This is a genomic window from Amycolatopsis sp. NPDC045836, from assembly GCF_056431745.1.
In genome coordinates this window covers 90,674-107,862 of record NZ_JBWKKF010000009.1, presented here as the reverse complement: position 1 = coordinate 107,862, position 17,189 = coordinate 90,674, and the positions used below count along the sequence as shown (strand labels likewise).

The window sequence follows — 17,189 nt, the reverse complement described above, 5'->3', positions numbered from 1 at the left end:
CCCGGGGCGCGGTCAGCGGCGTTCGAAGATCAGGTCCCGGCTGATCCGGTTCTCCTCGCGGGCGCGGTTCTCGAACTTGGTCACCGGCCGCCAGTCCGGCCGCGGTGCCCAGTCGTCGTACCGGTTCACCAGCGACGGCTCCGCCGAGAGCACCTCGAGCATCTGCTCGGCGTAGTTCTCCCAGTCGGTGGCCAGGTGCAGCGTGCCGCCGGGTTCGATCCGCGAGGCCACCAGCCGGACGAACTCCGGCTGGACCAGTCGGCGCTTGTGGTGGCGCTTCTTCGGCCACGGGTCCGGGAAGAAGATCCGCACCCCGTGCAGCGAGTCGGCCGGGATGTGGCGGGTGAGCAGCACGACGGCGTCGCCGTTGACCAGGCGCAGGTTCGTCACGCCCAGCTTTTCGGCACGCAGCATCAACTGGCCGAGGCCCGGCTCGTACACCTCGACCGCGACGTAGTTCAGCTCCGGCGCGGCGGCGACCAGCTGCGAGGTGGTCTCGCCCATGCCGGAGCCGATCTCCAGCAGCACCGGCGCCTTCCGCCCGAACCACGCGTCGAAGTCGACCGGGCCCTCGGGCAGCTCGGCCACCTTGCGGCCGACCGACGGCCAGAGCTCTTCCCACGCGCGTTGCTGGCCGACCGTCATCCGGCCGCCGCGCTGCACGTAGCTGACCACGCTGCGCAGGCGCGGCTGGTTCTCGCTTTCCACCCGGCCAACCTAACCGCCGGTCAGCGGACCGCTTCGAACTCCCCCAGCCGCGAGCGCAGCCCGGCCAGGCCGGGCACCGCGATCGGGTTCGGCGTGGGACCGCTGTGCGCGGGCAGCACGTCGATCCAGCCGGTGTGCCGGTCGGTGTTCAGGATGGTCGTCGGAATCCGGTGCCCGGCGGGCCCGCCCTCGGAGGGCATGAACTCCCAGTAACCGGCTTCGCCGTCGGCGGCCCACGGCACGTACTCCCAGCCGATGCGCCTGCTGAGCAACTGCGCCACCCGGTCCTCGACGCGGAAGCCGCTTTCCCGGGAATCCAGCTCACCAGCCACCACGGCCCGGAGCCACCACGGCGCGGGCACCACTTCGCCCCCCGCCGCCGTCGCCCGGTAGAGCGCGAGCACCTGGTCTTCGGGGGCGCGGTGGACCCACGCACGCCGGATGTCTGACGGTTTGACCGCCGCCGCCACGCTGCGGGGCATTTCGATCGCCTGCGACCATTCGAGTCCCACCATCGGCTCGAGCCGGAGCTGGCGCGGGGCCGGTCGCTGGGCGGGGATGCTGCCTTCGACTCCTCGATCGGTTTTCACCACCGTCAAGGGTCACCTCCGTAGAGTTCCGTGACGGGTTCACCATTGAAAATGCCTGGTCAGCGGCCCGATGTCTGCTGTGTGTGAGCGAACCCACAGCGTATTTACATGGTCTTAACCCGGCTGCGTGCAGTAGTGCCTCATCAGTATGTCGCTTAGATCTTGAAATTCGTTACTACCTGTTTTCGGCGCTTTCCGGTGATCTTTTGCCTTCGCCGCGGGCCCGCAATGATTCACCCCTTACCCCGGTTTTCCGCAGCGAAACCGCCGCCCGCCCGCAAAATTCCACCACCGGACCACCCAACCGGCTGAACCTCGGACCAGGCCGGCTTATTCCACAGTCGACGGTTCGAGTCGCCGGGCACACGAAAGGGCCCGAGTCGCCCCCCGATGGCGACCCGGGCCCCTTCCCCCGATTCCGGCTCTGCGCACCCCCGTGCCGCGGATCCGGATTTCCCCTGTAGAGGCTTATGCGTCCCGCTTCTTCGCGGTGGCGATGGCGATGACCAGCATGATCACCGCGAACCCGGCGAAGTAGGCCAGCGCCCAGGCCGGGCTCAGCGTCGACGACGACAGCGGCGGGCCCACCTCCTGCCCGCCCATCGACGAGCCGTCGCCGGTGACGAAGCGGTGGGCCACGTTGAACGGCATCCACTGGTGGATGTCGTCACCGATGGACGGGATCAGCGGGACCAGGCCCTCGACGGCCAGGTTGTAGATCAGCAGCAGCGAGATCGCGCCGGCGCTGTGCCGGATCAGGATGCCGACGGCCACCGCGACCACCGCGGCCAGCGCGAACACCGGGCCGATGCCCGCCACGTTGATCCACTCCGCGGTGGTGTTCAGCGCCAGGTCGGCGTCCGGCTGCAGCACGTTGGCCACCGCCCAGGAGCCGAAGCCGGCGATCTCCCCGAGCACCAGCGCCAGCAGCGCCACCACCACGGTCTTCGCCACCAGCGCCGAACCCCGGTGCGGCACCGCCTGGAACGTGGTGCGGATGGTGCCGAAGCGGTATTCGGTGGTGACCGCCAGCGCGGCCAGCACCATCACCACGGCCAGGCCGAAGGTGTACCCGAATTCGGCGCTGCCCACCGAGACGAACTCGGTGTTCTCGGTGGTGCCGGTGACCAGTGCGGCGAACCCGATGGTGACGGCCAGCGTGACCAGGGCGCACCACCACGGCGAGCGGGTGGTGAACAGCTTGATGCGTTCGACTGCGAGCAGGGTCATCGTCGTCTCCAAAAAGTCACTGACCGGTCGGCGCCAGCAGCTGCGCCGCTTCGGTTTCGAGTCCGGTGTGGTACTCCACGGAGTCCCCGGTGATCTGCATGAACGCCTGCTCCAGCGAGCCCTGCAGCGGGCTCAGCTCGTGCAGCACGAGACCGTGCTGGGCGGCGATCTCGCCGATCTTGGCGCTGTCCAGGTCGGACACGATGAGCGCGCCGTCGTCCTCGGTCACCTGGGCGCTGGCGCCGGCCAGCAACTGGCCCAGCTGCCCGAGCTGCGGGCTGCGCACCTTGACCGTGTTCTCCGACGCCCGCGCCACGAAGTCCTTTGTGGAGCTCTGGGAGATCAGCTTCCCCCTGCCGATCACCACCAGTTCGCTCGCGGTCAGCGCCATTTCCGAGAGCAGGTGGCTGGAGACGAAGACCGTGCGGCCCTCGTCGGCCAGCCGGTGCATGAACTTGCGGATCCAGAGGATGCCCTCCGGGTCCAGGCCGTTGACCGGCTCGTCGAACAGCAGCACCTCGGGGTCGCCGAGCAGCGCCGCGGCGATGCCCAGCCGCTGCGACATGCCGAGCGAGAAACCGCCGGCGCGCTTGCCCGCCACCGAGGTGAGGCCGACGATGTCGAGCACCTCGTCCACCCGGCTCGCGGCGATCCGGTTCGACTTCGCCATCCACGCCAGGTGCGCGCGGGCGGAGCGGTTCGGGTGCACCCACTTGGCGTCCAGCAGCGCGCCGACCGTCCTCAGTGGATTCTTCAGTTCGTGGTACCGCTTCCCCCCGATGGTGACCCGGCCCGCGGTCGGGTTGTCCAGCCCCAGCACCATGCGCATGGTGGTGGACTTCCCGGCACCGTTCGGGCCGAGGAAGCCGGTGACCCGCCCGGCCGCCACGCTGAACGACAGGTGGTCCACGGCGAGCGTCTTCCCGTACCTCTTGGTGAGGCCATCTGCCTCGATCATGTCTCCTCCTCGGCAGCGGATCGCCGGATGCCACACCATCGTTTCCCGGCGCCGCGCCTTCGCGCGTCATCCCAGGGATCGAACTTCCCACCCGACTGCAGTCGTAGCTTGGCGCGCCGCGGGGACGAGGGGGATCGGTGATGCCCCTGAGCGGACCCTGAACTCGCTAGGCGATACCCGGACGGGTCAGGCCGGTCTCGTAGGCGAGCACCACGGCCTGCACGCGGTCGCGCAGCTCCAGTTTCGCCAGTATCCGGCCGACGTGGGTCTTGACCGTGGCTTCGGACAGGAAGAGGGCTTCGGCGATTTCGGTGTTGGACATCCCCTTGGCGATCAACACCAGCACCTCGCGCTCCCGCTCGGTGAGCGCGTTGAGCACGGACGCGTCGCGCAGGGGCGCGTCACCGGAGCCGACGAACCGGTCGAGCAGCCGCCGGGTCACCGACGGCGAGACGACCGCCTCCCCGCTGGCCACCGACCGCAAGGCCGACACCAGGTGGTCCGGCGGGGTGTCCTTCAGCAGGAACCCGCTGGCCCCGCCGCGCAACGCGGCGTAGACGTACTCGTCCAGGTCGAAGGTGGTCATCACGAGCACGCGCGCGGTGCCGGCGTCGACGATCAGCTTGGTCGCCTCGACGCCGTCGAGCACCGGCATCCGGACGTCCATCAGCACCACGTCCGGCCGCAGCTCCTCGGCCAGCCGCGCCGCCTCCGCCCCGTTGCCCGCCTCACCGACGACATCGATGTCGGGCTGGGCGCCGAGCACCATGCGGAAGCCGACGCGCATCAGTTCCTGGTCGTCGACCAGCACCACCCGGATCACGGGTCCAACCTAACCGGCAGCGTGGCGTGCACGCGCCAGCCACCACCCGGCCGGGGGCCGACCTCCAGCTTGCCGCCGAGCACGTTGGCGCGTTCACGCATGCCGATCAGGCCGTTGCCGCCGGGCAGCTGCGCGGTCACCGCGGTGGCACCGCGGGCGGGCACCGGCACCGGGCGCACGCCGTTGCCGTTGTCCGAGACCTCGATGCGCACGCCGTCGGCCTCGCGGTGCACCTTGACCTCCGCCTTCGCGCCGGGACCGCCGTGCTTGAGCGTGTTGGTCAGCGACTCCTGCACGATCCGGTAGACGCCGAGGGACACCCCGGCCGGCAGGTCGTCGAAGTTCTCGTCGACCTCCACCACCACCGGCACGCCCGCGGCGCCGACCCGCTGGGCCAGTTCGGTCAGCGAGTTCGCGTTGGGCTGGGGCACGCGTGGTTCGCCCTCGGACTCCTCGTTGCGCAGCACGTCGAGCAGGCGCCGCAGTTCGGCCAGCGCGCCGCGGCCGGTCTCGGAGATCGTCTGCACCGCGCGTTCGGCCAGGTCCGGGTTGGAGCGGATGGCGTAGGAGGCGCCGTCGGCCTGCACCACGATCACGCTGACCGCGTGCGCCACCACGTCGTGCAGCTCACGGGCGATCCGGCCGCGTTCGGCGGCCACCGCGATCCGGGTGGCCTGGTCTCGTTCGGTCTCCAGCAGGTGCAACCTGGCCTCCACTTCCGAGTGGTACGCACGCCGCGCCCCGACGAACTCCCCGAGCAGCCAGCAGCACGCGTACGCGAGCACCAGCAGCACGGCGTTGATCGCCAGCTCCTCGTCCACCTGCACGAACAGCTGGACGATGCTGGTGGTGACGCTGATCAGCAGGTACAGCGCACCGTGGCGCCGCCCGGCGTAGACGACGAGGGTGTAGATCGCGATCATGCCGACCGGCAGGCCGGCGACGCCGAGCTGCAGGCCGCCGTGCACGGTGCCGAGCACCAGCGCCGCGTACGCCGCCCACACCGGTCGTTTCCGGCGGAACACCACCGGCAGCACCACCAGGACGTCCAGCGGCACGGTGACGAACCAGGGGTGGACCACCAGCCCGGTCTCCTCGCTGGCCGACACCACGAGGAGCAGCAGGTCGAACAGCAGCAGCAACGCCGCGATGCAGCTGTCCCCGACCATCGGGTGTTTCCGTAACCAGAGGCTCAGGCGGCGCACGGAATCCAGCGTAGGTCCGCTGGGCGGGAAACCGCGTCGCCCGCCGGGACCACCTTCGATGCGACCGCAGGATGACGGGCATGATTGACCCCGAGATCCGAGCACTCGGGGAGGGAAGCGCGTGACGGCACCGGCGGAACAGGGCGGGCGGCTCGCGGGACCCCTGTCCACCTCGGTCGGCAACCTCTGCCACCGGTTGCAGTCCCAGGTCTCCGCGCGCACCGCGGCCGGGTTCGCCGAGGTGATGCGCCGGCTGGGCGCGCCGCTGCAGGTGGCCGTGGCCGGCCGGATCAAGTCCGGGAAGTCCACCCTGGTCAACGCCCTGATCGGGCGCCGGGTGGCACCGACGGACGTGGGTGAGTGCACCCGGCTGGTCACCCGCTTCCAGTACGGCACGGTGGACCGGGTCGAGGTGGTCTTCACCGACGGCCGCAAGCAGGTGCTGCCGTTCGCGCCGGACGGCAGCATCCCGGCCGAGCTGGGCGTGGACATCGACGAGGTGTCGCACCTGGAGGCGTACCTGACCAACGCCGTGCTGCAGGGCATGACGGTGATCGACACCCCCGGCCTCGGCTCGCTGGACGCCGCGTCGGTGTCGCGGACCGAGGAACTGCTCGGCGCCGCGAAGCACCGCAAAGACGACGGTGACGAATCCGGTTCCGACGAGCTGGACGACACCTCGCGCAACGCCGTCGCCGGTGCCGAGGCCGTGCTCTACGTGGTGACGCAGGGTGTGCGCGCCGACGACCAGCAGGCGCTGGCCGCGTTCACCGCCGCCACGGCCAGCCGCGAAGCCGGGCCGGTGAACGCCATCGCGGTGCTCAACAAGGCCGACACGATCGCCCCGGAGTCGGTGGACGGCGCCGGGGACGACGTGTGGAAGGCGGCGACCATGCTCGCCGAGAAGCAGGCCGCCACGCTCAAGCCCCGGGTGGCCGACGTGCTGCCGGTGATCGGCCTGCTCGCCGAGTCCGCCGAATCGGGTGCCTTCACCTCCGCCGACGCCGACGCCCTGCGGCAACTCGCCGAGGTCGACGACGCTTCGCTGGAGACGATGCTGATCTCCGCGGACATCTTCACCACCTGGGAATGCGCCGTCCCCTCCGGAATTCGCTTGCGGCTGCTGGAAAAGCTGGACCTGTTCGGCATCCGCAGCGCGATCGAGGCGATCCGCGCCGAGCCGGAGATCACCGCGGGCTCGCTGCGGCGCAAGCTGCTCGACGCCTCCGGCCTGGCCGCCGTGCGGGCCCGGCTGGCGATGGTGTTCGCCGCGCGGGCCGACGGCATCAAGGCCGCCGCCGCGCTCGCTTCGGTCACCGCGCTGGCCCACGCCTCCGGCGACCCGGCCGAACGCCAGCGCGTGCACGACGCCATCGAAGTCCTGCTGGCCAAGCCCGAGGCGCACCAGCTGCGCCTGCTGGAGGCGCTGACGCTGGTCGCCTCCGGCGCGGTCGACATGCCGGAGGACCTGGCCGAGGAGGTGCTGCGGGTGGGCAGCAACGCCGACATCGGCGCCCAGCTCGGCATGCCCGGCCGCCCGCGGGCGGAACTGGCGGCCTACTCGCTCGAACGCGCCGGCTGGTGGCGCTCCTTCGCCTCGTTCGGCGCGACGCCGGCGCAGAGCCGGGTGGCGCACGTGGTGCACCGCGCGTATTTCCTGATCTGGCAACAGCTTCGCGCGGATGGCGCGGGAGCCTGATGCCCGTGCCCGCTTCGGCATCAGCAGGAAGCTTTTACGCGCGGCTGGGCCGCTGAACCTGGCGCACGCGCGGCTACAGCGGCCGAAAAGCTTTGTGCGGATCGCCTGGGAGCCTGGCGCTCGAGCCCGCTTCAGCGGCTGGGAAGCTTGTGCGGAGGGCCCGGGAATCCGATGGCACGCCCGCGCCTGCCTCAGCTCCAGCGGCCGAGGATGCTTCGCGCGGATGGCGCGGGAGCCTGACGCGCTCACCCGCGGTCGCGTTCGCGGCGGCCTGAGGAACTTCGCGCGCGGATGGCCAGGGAGCCCGCGCCCGCTTCCAGCATCGGCGGGCAAGGAAGCTTCGCGCGGAAAGCCAGGAAGCCAGACGGCACACCCGCTTTGCTGGCCCGCTTCCGACATCACTCCCGACGTGGCGAGGACGCTTCGTATGGATAATCCGGTAATCCGAAGTTCGAGCTGATGTGTTCCCCCGCTTTCAGCATCAGTTTCAGCAGCGGTTTCCGGCTCAGCGCCGTGTTCCGCAGCCGAATGCCCAGTGCCGTTTTTCGGGGCGAGGAAGGCGCCGGTGCGGTCGCCGCCCTTCTGGCATTCCGCGGCGAAATCGCGGAGCAGGTGTTCGTAGCGGGCGAAGGCGGTGCGGTGGTCGGCCGTGGCCAGTTCGCCTGCCAGCACGTAGGCCGCGACGATGGCGGTGCCGGTGCCCATGCCGCCGAGGGTGGCACCGCACGCGGCGTCGCCGAGGAGGGCGATCCGGCCGGTTGACCAGGTCGGGGGAGGCGAACAGCACGTAGGCGCCCGCCGCGCCCCGGTGGTCGACCGCGACGGAGGCGTACCGGCCGGGGTGTTGTAACCGGCCGCTCCGTCCAGCCACGGCGGTGCCGCCATCTCCCAGCCCGCCACGTGGTAACCGAGGTGCCGGACGAAGTCGGCCTCCGGCCCGAACGCCAGCCGCCGGACGTTCGAGTGCAGGCCGTCGGCGCCGATGACCAGGTCGAAGGTGCGTTCGGTGCCGCTTTCGAACACCACGTGCACGCCGTCGCCGGTGTCGGCCACGGTGCGGATCGAGTCGCCGAAGACGTACTCGGCGGCGATGTGCTCACGCAGCAGCGCGGACAGGTCGGACCGCCGGATCTCGACCGCGCCACCGGCGAATTCGGCGGGCAGCTCCAGCAGCACCCGGTCGTCCTCGTCGACGAACCGGATCGGCGTGCCGCCGGTCTGCCGCTCGCGGATCCGGTCGAGCAGGCCCATCCGCTCCAGCACCCGCAGGTGCGCCGGTCCGCGGAAGTCCACCGCGTAACCGCCCTCGCGTGGCGCCGGTGCCACCTCGACCACGGTCGGCCGGAAACCGTATCGGCCCAGCCAGTGGGCCAGCGCCGGTCCGGCCACGCTGGCACCGGAGATCAACACGTCCATGCCGAAACCGGTGCTCAGCCTGGACCGGGTCGTCGCGGTGGCCATCGAGGTCGCCGACGCCGAGGGCCTGGCCGCGGTGTCCATGCAGCGCGTCGCCGACGAGCTGGGCTTCACCAAGATGTCGCTCTACCGGCACGTACCGGGCAAGGACGACCTGGTCGCGGCGATGACCGACCGGGCATACGGCGAGCCGGCAGAACTGGCGACACCTGGCGGGAGCGGCTCGGGCATTGGTGCCTGCTCGACAGCACCCCGCGCCCGCGCGTGTGGGGGCCGTGCGAAGTGGGCTGGACCGACCGCGCGCTGGCCGCGCTCGACGGCACCGGCCTGACCGGCGGCGAACGCCTCGACGCCGTCGCCACGCTGGCCGGGCACCTGCGGACCATCGCCGAGCAGGCCAGGAAGCCGGCCACGCCGGAGGCCGATTTCACCCGCACGCTGGACGCGTTGATGCGGGAGCACGGCGAGCGCTTCCCGGCGATGGCCGAGGCGGCGGAAGACGGCCAGGACGGCCAGGACAGCCAGGACAGGGCCCTCGATTTCGACCTGGAACGAATCCTCGACGGTCTGGCCGCACTCATCGGCGGCCGGGCGGGGGGCTGAGCTACGTTCGCTCCATGTCGTTGTGGTCCCGCGGACACGATCGAGCCGAAGACGGCGGAACCGGGGCGGGGGCAGCCGCGTCGGAACCCGATGTGGAGCCCGTAGGAGTGATCGTGCCCGGCGGGGACGTGGACCAGGCGTCCGTCGAACGGCAAACGCTGATCCAGCTGTGCCTGTACGCGCTGGACCGCGCACGCAGCGGCGGTGTGGTGGAGCGCCTGGAACAGGGCCTGGCCGAGGTCGGGGTGCGGGCGTTGCGCCCGGACGGCGAGCGGTTCGACCCGGCGGTGCACGAGGCAGGCGGCGCGGTGCCGACCGAGGACCCGGCGCTGGACGGCATCGTGGCGGAGACCGAGGTGGTCGGCTTCGCCGATCGCGACCGGTTGCTGCGTGCCCCGATCGTCACCGTTTACACCAGGAGATAGCTACGATTCGGGCGTGACCGCACCAGCCGCGCTCGGATCCGTCGGTAAGCCCACCCTGCCCGCGCAGGTGAAGCAGGCCAGGGAGACCCTGCTGGCGCTGCTGCGCGAGCTGGACCCGCAGGCCGCCCGCTGGGTGGAGGACCTGCGCAGGGCCCGGCCGAAAAAACCGTCGGTGGTGGTGGTCGGCGAGACCAACCGCGGCAAGAGCTCCCTGGTCAACGCCCTGCTGGCGATGCCGGGGCTGTCCCCGGTCGACGCGAACGTGGCCACCGCGACCTACCTGGTCTTCGAACACGCCGAAGCGTGGTCGGCGCAGGCTTGCTACCCCGGTCAGCTGGCTCCGGTCGGGGTGGAGATGGACGAGCTGGTCCGCTGGGTCTCGGCGGGCCACGAGCTGCCGGAGGGGCAGCTCCCGCCCCGGTACGTCGAGGTCAGCGGGCCGGTGCCGCTGCTGGAACGGGTGTCCATCGTGGACACCCCGGGCGTCGGCGGGCTGGATTCGATGCACGCCGAGCTGGCCATGGAGGCGGCGGCCAACGCCACCGCGCTGCTGTTCGTGGTGGACGCCTCCGCGCCGTTCACCTCCAGCGAGCTGAACTTCCTGCGCAGCATGGGCGACCGCGTGGAAACGGTGTTGTTCGCGCTGACCAAGACCGACCAGTTCCGCGGCTGGCGCCAGGTGCTCGACGCCGATCGCGAACTGCTCCGCGAGCACGCGCCCCGGTTCGCCGACGCGGTGTTCCACCCGGTCAGCGCACGCATGTTCGAGATGGCCGCGAAGGCGCCGAACGAGCAGGCCAGGACCATGCTGCGGGAGCGGTCCGGGGTGGCCGAACTGCAGGCCGCGATGCAGGAGATGCTGGTCGGCCGGTCGGCCATGCTCGGTGAGGCCAACACCCTGCGTGCCCTGTCCAGCGCGCTCGGCGAGCAGCACTCGAAGCTGCAGGCCGAGCGGCGGGCGCTGTCGGCGGGTGAGGCCGAGGCCGAGGTGCTGCGGGAACGCCGTGACCAGCTGGCCGCCGAGCGCCGGTCGTCCACCCGCGGCTGGCAGCTGCGCCTGCGCGGGGAGATCCAGCGGACCCGGGTCGAGATCGGGCACGAGGGCAACCGGCAGATGCGTGACGCCCAGTCCTACTTCCGCCAGCAGATCGACGCGGCCAAGCGCGAGCAGATCCAGGAGCTGCCCGGTCAGGTCGACGTCGCGCTGCAAACCATCTCGCAGCGCATGTCGCTGGCCCTGGCGCAGCGGCTCAACCAGGTGACCGACGTGGCGCTGGCCGAACTGTTCTCCCCGGAGGAGCTCGACGTCATCCGCGCCCAGTTCGCCAGGGCGGGCGGCCCGCCGGTGGTGCTGCGCCCGCCGGACAAGCGGCCGCCGACCGCCGAGGACAAGCTGCTGGTGTTCATGGGCGTGTCCGGCGGGGTCGGCGCGGGCAAGCTGGTGGCCGCGCCGCTGGCCGGGTTCGCCCTGTTCAACCCGGTGGTGCTGCCGGCGACCATCGTGATCGGGCTGGGCGCGGGCTGGTGGATGGCCAGGACCCGGCGGCACGCGGCGGACAAGCAGCACATGAAGCAGTGGCTGGTGGAGTCCATCGCGGACGCCAGGTCCACGCTCGACCAGCTGGTCGCCGAGCAGCTGATCGAGGCCGAGCAGCAGCTGTCGCTGGCGCTCGACGAGGCGCTCGGCCGCCGGATCGAGGCCATCGAAGCCGAGCTGAAGGAAGTCGACAAGACGATCAAGATGGGCACCCAGGAGCGCGCGAAGAAGCTCAGCCTGGTCACCAAGCGGCTCACGCAGGTGAGCGAGGGTCGCGAGCGCGCCGAGGGTTTCCTGTCCCGGATCCGGACGCTGAGGGACAAGACGTCGTGAACCAGCCACCGCAGCAGCCGTACCCCTACCACGGCCAGCAGCCATACGGTTATCCGCCGCAGCCGCCGAAGAAGAGCCGCACCGGACTGGTCGTCGGCCTGGTGGTGGGCCTGGTGGTGCTGCTCGGCGGCGGTGCGGTGCTGCTGGTGGTGCTGCTCAGCGACAGCGGCACCAGCGGTGACCCGCGGGCCACCGCCCAGCAGTACGTGGACGCGGTGAACAACAAGGACGCCGAGACCATCGTGGCGCTCAGTTGCTCGCTCGGCCCGCAGTACGTGGACGGCATCCGCGAGGAGCTGACCGGCAAGGGCGTCGAGATGACCCTGTCGCCGGAGGAGGGCACGGAGTCCGCGGCCAGTGCCGGTTACTGGATCGACGGGAAACTGGCGAACCCGGCCGGTTACGAGGACGGCGAACTGCGTTACCGGCTCAACCTGAGCACCACGAACGACCGGTGGTGCGTGACGCTGGGTGCGCTGGGCCTGCCCAGCTAGCCGATGGAGTGACCGGCTGTTGTGCCGGGGAACCGAACCGGCATACGGTGAGTCATAACCGCTGAAGACAACATCCTTGAACTGCCGGGGCGACTCCTGGCGAAGGGGGAATTCCCGTGTGGGTCGACGAGAGCGGTGGCACCGACACCACCGACAGCACCGCTGCCGCGGACGAGATGACGGTGACCGTCGACGGCGAGGAGTACACCGCTGACGTCAACTTCGACATGAACGAGGACGGCGTCAACGACACCGCGACGATCGAGACCGAGGACGGCGGCGTCCAGGCGTTCGTCGACACCGACGCCGACGGCGACGCCGACGAGTTCATCGAACTGGACGCCCAGGGCGAAGTGGTCTCGCACGCGGCGTACGACGAGGCGTCCGGCGACTGGGTCGACGTCAGCTCCGGGGGTACCACCGGGGACGACACCGACCCCACCACCCAGACCGGGAGCGAAGGCGGGATGACCGCCGACCTGCCCGAGGGCGAGGTGGAGGTCGGACCGGCCACCGTGGACACCGACAACGACGGCGTCAACGACACCGCCGTGGTCGAGGACTCCTCCGGCAACACCATCGGCTTCACCGACGTCGACGGCGACGGCGAGGCCGATCTCGCCGTGGTGATCGACCCGAGCGGTGAGTCCACCGTGTACGAGCACACCGGCGACGGCGAGTGGACCGAGCAGACCGGCAGCAGCGCGGTCGGCGCGGTGGGCGTGCCGTCCGCCGCCGACGACGCCTGGGGCGGCAGCGGTTCGCAGCCGGTCGAGGGCGTCGCCAAGATCGACTCCGCCACCGGCCAGTGGATCAGCCCCAACTGATCCGGCCGCTGACCAGGGCCCGGCGCGAACTCGCGCCGGGCCTTTCTGCTATTCGCGGAAAACGGGCAAGTAGCCCAGGATAACGCGCGTTCGAGTGAGACGCAGCGCACTATTTCCGTCGCCGGGATCGGGCAACCCACGGGGCTCCGGGCAGGAAGAACTTTCCCCTTCCGCCATTCCGGCGACAACTGAATCGATTCCCTTATCGTTCCTGTGAGAGAACCGACAGGTCATCCCTCGGTTACTCGCCGTCCATCCGGTTACCCTCCAAGAATCCCCAAGCCAGTACACCGGTTCCCGCAGCCGGTGTGCGAAGCCATTCGGTCGCCGGCGAAGGAGCCCGCCCCGGACGTCGGTCCGGTGTGGGCTTTTTTGCCGGAGTTCAGGAGAAGAGATGACTGCAGTAGCCATCCCCGGACTCGACGCCGCCCCGACCACGCACTCGAAGGTCCTGGCGTGGGTGCGGGAGGTCGCGGAGCTGACCACCCCGGACCGAGTGGTGTGGGTGGACGGCTCCGAAGAGGAGTCCGCGCGGATCAACGCCGAGCTGGTGGAAGCGGGCACCTTCGTGCCGCTGAAGGCGAAGCCGAACTCGTACTGGGCCGCCTCCGACCCGGACGACGTCGCGCGCGTCGAGGAGCGCACGTTCATCTGTTCCGAGCGCGAAGAGGACGCCGGGCCGACGAACAACTGGGCGCACCCCGGTGAGATGAAGGCGACCATGACCGAGCTGTACCGCGGGTGCATGCGGGGTCGCACGATGTACGTCATCCCGTTCTGCATGGGTCCGCTCGGCGACGACGACCCGAAGCTCGGCATCGAAATCACCGACTTCGCCTACGTGGTGGCGTCGATGCGGGTGATGACCAGGATGGGGCAGGCGGCGCTGGACAAGTTCGTCACCGAGGACGGCACCGAGCGCGAGTTCGTGCCCGCGCTGCACTCGGTCGGCGCCCCGCTCAACCCGGGCGAGGAGGACGTGCCGTGGCCGTGCAACTCGACCAAGTACATCACCCACTTCCCCGAGGAGCGGATGATCTGGAGCTACGGCTCCGGTTACGGCGGCAACTCGCTGCTCGGCAAGAAGTGCTACTCGCTGCGGATCGCCTCGGTGATGGCCCGTGACGAGGGCTGGCTCGCCGAGCACATGCTGATCCTCAAGCTCATCTCGCCCGAGGACAAGGCGTACTACGTCGCCGCGGCCTTCCCCAGCGCCTGCGGCAAGACCAACCTGGCCATGCTGCAGCCGACCATTCCCGGCTGGCGCGTGGAGACCCTGGGCGACGACATCGCCTGGATGCGCTTCGGCGAGGACGGCAGGCTGTACGCGGTCAACCCGGAGTTCGGCTTCTTCGGCGTCGCGCCGGGCACCAACTGGCACACCAACCCGAACGCCATGCGCACCATCGAGCAGGGCAACTCGGTGTTCACCAACGTCGCGCTGACCGACGAGGGCGACGTCTGGTGGGAGGGCATGGAGGGCGAGCCGCAGCACGCCACCTCCTGGAAGAAGCAGGAGTGGACGCCGGACTCGGACGAGAAGGCGGCCCACCCGAACTCGCGCTACTGCACGCCGATGTCACAGTGCCCGATCCTGGCGCCGGAGTGGGACGACCCGAAGGGCGTGCCGATCTCGGCGATCCTGTTCGGCGGCCGCCGCGCCACCACGGTGCCGCTGGTCACCGAGGCCCGCGACTGGCAGCACGGGGTGTTCATGGGGGCGACCATGTCCTCGGAGAAGACCGCCGCCGCGGCGGGCAAGGTCGGCGAGGTGCGCCGCGACCCGATGGCGATGCTGCCGTTCCTCGGCTACCACGCCGCCGACTACTTCCAGCACTGGCTCACCCTCGGCAAGGAGGCCGACGCGGCCAAGCTGCCGAAGATCTTCTACGTCAACTGGTTCCGCCGCGGTGACGACAAGCGCTTCCTGTGGCCCGGGTTCGGCGAGAACTCGCGCGTGCTGAAGTGGGTGATCGGCCGCATCGAGGGCAAGGCGTCGGCCACCGAAACCCCGATCGGCTGGGTGCCCACCGCCGACGACCTGGACATCGACGGCATCGAGGAGCCGAAGTCCGACGTGGAGGCGGCGCTGGCGTTCAGCGCCGAGGAGTGGCGCCAGGAGCTGCCGCTGATCGAGGAGTGGTTCGCCAAGATCGGGGACAAGGTGCCGTCCAACCTGCACGACGAGCTGGCCGCGTTGCGCCAGCGCCTCGGCTGACCCGCGTCCGCCACCGAACGGCCCGCCCACCGGCGGGCCGTTCTGCTGTCCGGGCACGGGTTCACCGTTGTCCCGGTACCGCCGTTGATTGTCATCCTGAATAGCCCTTTTGGCCTTGTTTTCGGCCCAAAAGGGCTATTCGTTTCCGGCCGGAGAATCGCGAGTATGGTCGCCGCATGGGGATCACTACCGAATCCATGGGAATCCGCGTGGGCAGGCAATGGCTGTTCCGCGGCCTCGACTGCGAGGTGGGTCCGGGTGAGTGCCTCGCGCTGGTCGGACCGAACGGCAGCGGGAAATCGACGCTGTTGCGCGTTCTTTACGGTATGCAGGCGCCCGCCGAAGGAAGGGTGGAGGTGGCGGGGCGCATTCCCGACGAGCGCAGTGTGGAGTTCCGGCGGAAGGTTTCGGTACTGCTCGACGATTCCGATGTGTTCGCCGAACTGACCCCGGTGCAGCACCTGGAACTGCTGGCTGGCAGCTTCGGTACCGAAGTGGACGGCGAACGGCTGCTCGCCGAGGCCGAGCTGGCGGACCGGGCCGGGGTGGCCGCGGGCAGCCTGTCCGCCGGGCAGCGGCGGCGGCTGTTGCTGCTGGGTGCCACCGCCCGGCCGTTCGAGGTGCTGCTGCTGGACGAGCCGGAGCGCGCGCTGGACACCGACGGCCGGGACTGGCTGGCCGGGCTGGTGCGCCGGGCCAAGGCAGGCGGCGCGGCGATCGCGCTGGCCACCCACCACCCGCCGCTGCTGGAGGCGGCGGATTCGGTGCTCACCATGCCCGGCGCGTGATCACTACGCTGGACCGGGTGCGGATTCCCGGCCGCCCGCGGTTCGGCGGGGTGTTCAGCGGTGACACCACCAGTTTCCTGGTGGTTTTCGGCATCGGGGCACTGGCCACCGCGTTCGGCAAGCTGCCGTGGTGGCGGGAGTTCCTGGGGGTCTCCACCCACGGCGGTGCGTTGCCCGCGGTGGTGCTGGTCCTGGCCGGACTGTCCGCCCGCGCCCAGTTGCGCCGGGGGTACCGGTGGGCCGATCCGTCCGAACTGACCTGGGTCGAAGCGGACCGGGTGCCCGCCATGGGCGCGCGGTCGTGGCGGGTCTGGCTGGGCTGGTTGCTCGCCACCGGTTACGCCACCGCGCTCGGCGGTGCGATCCACCAGGCGACCGTCGAGGTGTGGACGGCTGCCGGTTCCCTGCTGGCCGGGAGTTCGGCGTTGACGCTGGCGCTGGCCCGGCGGCCGGTCGAGACCGGAACGGCGGCCGGTCCGGTCGCGCTGGCGGGCGCGGGTGCGCTGGTGGCGGTGACCGCTCCGCCACCGCTGCTGCTCTCGGTATCCGGGGCGGTGCTGCTGCTCGCCGCGGGGGTGGTCGCGTGGGGGTCCGGGGCGCCGCTGCGGCCGGTGGCGGCGGTGACCGCCGGGCGGCTGGAGCTGGTGTCGGCGTGGCGCGAACGGGTGGTTCGCCTGGTTGCGGTGAGCTTCCTCGACCCACTGCTGGTGCTGCCCTCGGCACGGCCGGTCCCCGTGCCGGTGACCTCGGTGTGGCGGCTGGCCCTGGCCGGGGTGCTCGGGCGGCGCCGGTACACCGCGGCGGCCGTGCTGCTCGCCTTCGCCGCCGGGGTGGCGCGGCTGGCCTTTCCGGCGTTGCCCCAGGTCGTGGTGGTGGCGATCGCGGGGTACGCGGCGTTGATGCCGTTCGCCGGCGGGCTCGGCGAACTCTGGCGCAGTCCGGGTCTGCGCCGCTGGCTCGACGGCGGTGACCTGCGGCTCCGGGCCGCGTACGCCCTGGTTTTCGCCGGGTTGGCGCTGGCGTGGGGGCTGGTGTTGTGGCTGGTGGCGCTGCTGCTCGGCGTCTCGTTCGGCGCCGCCGCCTGGCTCGTGCTGCCGCTCGCCGCCGCCGCGGTGCTGCGCACGGCCTCGCGCCCGCTGATGAGCTACGACGACCTCGGCATCACCGACACCCCGTTCGGCCAGGCGCCGATCCGGCTCGTCACCCAGGCGATCCGGGGGCCGGACCTCGGTGCAGTGGGGGCATTGTTACTGAGCGTGGTGCCTCTGGGCCCCGTTTCGGTGGGCCTGGTTTCGCTGCTCGTCCTGTGGTCCTGCCTGCGCTGAGCCCCCGGGC

The 17,189-nt window shown here is 70.7% G+C and carries 17 protein-coding genes and 1 pseudogene; 11 read left to right on the top strand and 7 right to left on the bottom strand.

Going from position 1 to position 17,189, the window contains the following annotated elements:
• Positions 1-12: 12 nt before the first annotated feature.
• From trmB to AC07EG_RS19155, 6 genes are all read right to left on the bottom strand, one after another.
• Positions 13-708, bottom strand: a complete 696-nt coding sequence (gene trmB, locus AC07EG_RS19180) for a tRNA (guanosine(46)-N7)-methyltransferase TrmB (protein WP_478254463.1) — start codon at positions 706-708, stop codon at positions 13-15.
• A 20-nt stretch (positions 709-728) separates the two neighbouring features.
• Positions 729-1,223: a hypothetical protein gene (locus AC07EG_RS19175; RefSeq protein ID WP_478254680.1), complete on the bottom strand. Its 495-nt coding sequence runs from the start codon at positions 1,221-1,223 to the stop codon at positions 729-731.
• Between the two features lie 543 nt (positions 1,224-1,766).
• Entirely contained in the window at positions 1,767-2,528 is a 762-nt protein-coding gene (locus tag AC07EG_RS19170) for a hypothetical protein (RefSeq protein ID WP_478254462.1), read from the bottom strand.
• A 16-nt stretch (positions 2,529-2,544) separates the two neighbouring features.
• Positions 2,545-3,486 carry an ATP-binding cassette domain-containing protein gene (locus tag AC07EG_RS19165; RefSeq protein WP_478254461.1) on the bottom strand — a complete coding sequence of 314 codons (942 nt, stop codon included), beginning with the start codon at positions 3,484-3,486 and terminating at the stop codon, positions 2,545-2,547.
• Positions 3,487-3,652: 166 nt separating this feature from the next.
• The gene (locus tag AC07EG_RS19160; protein WP_478254460.1) at positions 3,653-4,309 is read right to left on the bottom strand and encodes a response regulator; all 657 of its coding nucleotides are present in this window, start codon (positions 4,307-4,309) and stop codon (positions 3,653-3,655) included.
• A complete protein-coding gene (locus AC07EG_RS19155) occupies positions 4,306-5,514 on the bottom strand; it encodes a sensor histidine kinase (RefSeq protein WP_478254459.1) in 1,209 nt (402 codons plus the stop codon). Before AC07EG_RS19155 ends, AC07EG_RS19160 begins: the two co-directional genes overlap by 4 nt.
• Positions 5,515-5,635: 121 nt before the next feature.
• On the opposite strand from AC07EG_RS19155, the gene AC07EG_RS19150 reads away from it, so the two are divergent.
• Entirely contained in the window at positions 5,636-7,213 is a 1,578-nt protein-coding gene (locus AC07EG_RS19150; RefSeq protein WP_478254458.1) for a dynamin family protein, read from the top strand.
• Positions 7,214-7,672: 459 nt separating this feature from the next.
• Complete coding sequence (locus AC07EG_RS19145) at positions 7,673-7,975, top strand: hypothetical protein (protein WP_478254457.1); 303 nt, start codon at positions 7,673-7,675, stop codon at positions 7,973-7,975.
• 246 nt (positions 7,976-8,221) lie between these two features.
• Here AC07EG_RS19145 and AC07EG_RS19140 read toward each other — a convergent pair.
• Positions 8,222-8,629: pseudogene (locus AC07EG_RS19140) on the bottom strand (FAD-dependent monooxygenase); the annotation flags it as partial.
• Here AC07EG_RS19140 and AC07EG_RS19135 point away from each other — a divergent pair.
• The 9 genes from AC07EG_RS19135 to AC07EG_RS19095 all read left to right on the top strand — a co-directional run bounded on the left by AC07EG_RS19135 (position 8,628) and on the right by AC07EG_RS19095 (position 17,179).
• Positions 8,628-8,960 (top strand): TetR/AcrR family transcriptional regulator, encoded by a 333-nt coding sequence (locus tag AC07EG_RS19135; protein WP_478254456.1) that lies wholly within the window; start codon positions 8,628-8,630, stop codon positions 8,958-8,960. The pseudogene AC07EG_RS19140 and the gene AC07EG_RS19135 overlap by 2 nt on opposite strands.
• Positions 8,912-9,232 carry a TetR/AcrR family transcriptional regulator C-terminal domain-containing protein gene (locus tag AC07EG_RS19130; RefSeq protein WP_478254455.1) on the top strand — a complete coding sequence of 107 codons (321 nt, stop codon included), beginning with the start codon at positions 8,912-8,914 and terminating at the stop codon, positions 9,230-9,232. The genes AC07EG_RS19135 and AC07EG_RS19130 overlap by 49 nt, the downstream gene beginning before the upstream one ends.
• 14 nt (positions 9,233-9,246) lie before the next feature.
• Positions 9,247-9,657: a nucleotide exchange factor GrpE gene (gene grpE, locus AC07EG_RS19125; RefSeq protein ID WP_478254454.1), complete on the top strand. Its 411-nt coding sequence runs from the start codon at positions 9,247-9,249 to the stop codon at positions 9,655-9,657.
• A gap of 13 nt (positions 9,658-9,670) precedes the next feature.
• Positions 9,671-11,527, top strand: a complete 1,857-nt coding sequence (locus AC07EG_RS19120) for a dynamin family protein (RefSeq protein WP_478254453.1) — start codon at positions 9,671-9,673, stop codon at positions 11,525-11,527.
• Positions 11,524-12,021, top strand: a complete 498-nt coding sequence (locus tag AC07EG_RS19115) for a hypothetical protein (protein ID WP_478254452.1) — start codon at positions 11,524-11,526, stop codon at positions 12,019-12,021. The genes AC07EG_RS19120 and AC07EG_RS19115 overlap by 4 nt, the downstream gene beginning before the upstream one ends.
• A 116-nt stretch (positions 12,022-12,137) precedes the next feature.
• A complete protein-coding gene (locus tag AC07EG_RS19110) occupies positions 12,138-12,848 on the top strand; it encodes a DUF6802 family protein (RefSeq protein WP_478254451.1) in 711 nt (236 codons plus the stop codon).
• A gap of 394 nt (positions 12,849-13,242) precedes the next feature.
• Complete coding sequence (locus AC07EG_RS19105; RefSeq protein WP_478254450.1) at positions 13,243-15,066, top strand: phosphoenolpyruvate carboxykinase (GTP); 1,824 nt, start codon at positions 13,243-13,245, stop codon at positions 15,064-15,066.
• Between the two features lie 176 nt (positions 15,067-15,242).
• The gene (locus AC07EG_RS19100; protein ID WP_478254449.1) at positions 15,243-15,854 is read left to right on the top strand and encodes an ABC transporter ATP-binding protein; all 612 of its coding nucleotides are present in this window, start codon (positions 15,243-15,245) and stop codon (positions 15,852-15,854) included.
• Positions 15,851-17,179, top strand: coding sequence for a hypothetical protein (locus AC07EG_RS19095; protein WP_478254448.1), 1,329 nt, complete (start codon positions 15,851-15,853; stop codon positions 17,177-17,179). The genes AC07EG_RS19100 and AC07EG_RS19095 overlap by 4 nt, the downstream gene beginning before the upstream one ends.
• The last annotated feature ends 10 nt before the right edge of the window (positions 17,180-17,189 follow it).

Coding starts and splice junctions, on each gene's coding strand:
- grpE (WP_478254454.1), top strand. CDS start 9,247: ATGTCGTTGTGGTCCCGCGGACACGATCGAGCCGAAGACGGCGGAACC.
- AC07EG_RS19105 (WP_478254450.1), top strand. CDS start 13,243: ATGACTGCAGTAGCCATCCCCGGACTCGACGCCGCCCCGACCACGCAC.
- AC07EG_RS19165 (WP_478254461.1), bottom strand. CDS start 3,486: ATGATCGAGGCAGATGGCCTCACCAAGAGGTACGGGAAGACGCTCGCC.
- AC07EG_RS19135 (WP_478254456.1), top strand. CDS start 8,628: ATGCCGAAACCGGTGCTCAGCCTGGACCGGGTCGTCGCGGTGGCCATC.
- AC07EG_RS19170 (WP_478254462.1), bottom strand. CDS start 2,528: ATGACCCTGCTCGCAGTCGAACGCATCAAGCTGTTCACCACCCGCTCG.
- AC07EG_RS19100 (WP_478254449.1), top strand. CDS start 15,243: ATGGGGATCACTACCGAATCCATGGGAATCCGCGTGGGCAGGCAATGG.
- AC07EG_RS19175 (WP_478254680.1), bottom strand. CDS start 1,223: ATGGTGGGACTCGAATGGTCGCAGGCGATCGAAATGCCCCGCAGCGTG.
- AC07EG_RS19145 (WP_478254457.1), top strand. CDS start 7,673: ATGTGTTCCCCCGCTTTCAGCATCAGTTTCAGCAGCGGTTTCCGGCTC.